This is a genomic window from Luteolibacter flavescens, assembly GCF_025950085.1.
GTDB classification, from domain to species: domain Bacteria; phylum Verrucomicrobiota; class Verrucomicrobiia; order Verrucomicrobiales; family Akkermansiaceae; genus Haloferula; species Haloferula flavescens.
Window position 1 is genome coordinate 1 of record NZ_JAPDDS010000053.1, and the last position, 1,200, is coordinate 1,200.

Consider the following 1,200-nt stretch of genomic DNA (forward strand, 5'->3'; position numbering starts at 1 on the left):
GGGGACCTTCCAGCGCTGGTTGTCACCCTCGCACCACTTCCACAGCACGATCTCGGTGCCATCGTGGATGCCGCCGTGATCCTTGTCGCCATGGAAGGCGTCGAAGTTGAGGTAGATGTTGTTCACCATGCGGATGCAGCGGAAGCCCTTGCCCACATCCTTGCTCTCCGTCCACAGCACAGACTCGTCCTGGTACTCTGGGTTGTAGGGAACCAGCTTCACCGGGTGGCCCTGTCCGGTGGAGTGCTTGATGGCTTCGCCGGTGACCTTGTTGACCAGCGCGAACGCCGGGTAGCCTTCCTCGTCCCTGATCTTGTTGCTGTGCCTCATGTCCTTGATCCAGTGCTGGTAGTCGTCCCTGGGGTTCTTGGGGGCGAGGCAGGCGGTGCCGTTGCGGACGGTGAGGCAGTAGTCCTCGCCTGCGGCGGAGAAGACGCGGACGGTGTGGACGGGGACGCCGCCGATGGTGCAGGCGGTGGCGGCGCCGGGGGAGGAGGAGTGAGCCTCGGGGCCCCAGGGGAGGATCTTCCAGCTCTGGTTGTCGCCCTTGCACCACTCCCAGAGCACGACGGTGGTGCCGTCGCGGACGCCGCCGTGGTCCTTGTCGCCGTGGAAGGCGTCGAAGTTGAGGTAGATGTTGTTCACCATGCGGATGCACCTGAACCCGTTCCCCACGTCGCGGCTCTCCGTCCACAGCACCGACTCGTCCATCACCTCCGGGTTGTACGGCACCAGCCTCACAGGGTGTGACTGGCCGAGGGAGTGCTTGATGGCCTGGCCGGTGGCCTTGTTGACGAGGGCGAAGGCAGGGTAGCCCTCCTCGTCCTTGATGCTGGTGCTCCACCTCATGTCCTTGATCCAATGCTGGTACTCGTCCTTGGGGTTCGCCGGCGCCAGCACCACCGCGCCGTTCCGCGCCGTCATCGCGTAGTTCGGGTTCGCCCGGCAGTACACCTTCACCGTCGGCTGCGGCGGCAGCGTCCTGCCACACCCGTTCCCCTCGATGTTCACCTGCGACATCCCGTACGGCGCCGCCGGCGCGTACCCCGGCGTCGCCAGGGCGCCGCCGCCACCGTACCCGCCATACCCGCCGTACTGCTCGCGCCGCCCGTAAAAGTCCATGGCTTCTTGATTTATGACTCGCTAGCTACCTAGCTAATTAAACAGAGATTGTATAGCTAGCTGCAGAGTGCGTTGTTC

Annotated in this window: 1 protein-coding gene; it reads right to left on the bottom strand. The window is 64.4% G+C overall.

The genetic code is table 11. The annotated features are described in order from the left end of the window. Nucleotides 1–1,122, bottom strand: a 1,122-nt coding sequence (locus OKA04_RS24965) for a hypothetical protein (protein WP_264503856.1), incomplete at its 3' end; no start/stop codon positions are given. Between the last annotated feature and the right edge of the window lie 78 nt (nucleotides 1,123–1,200).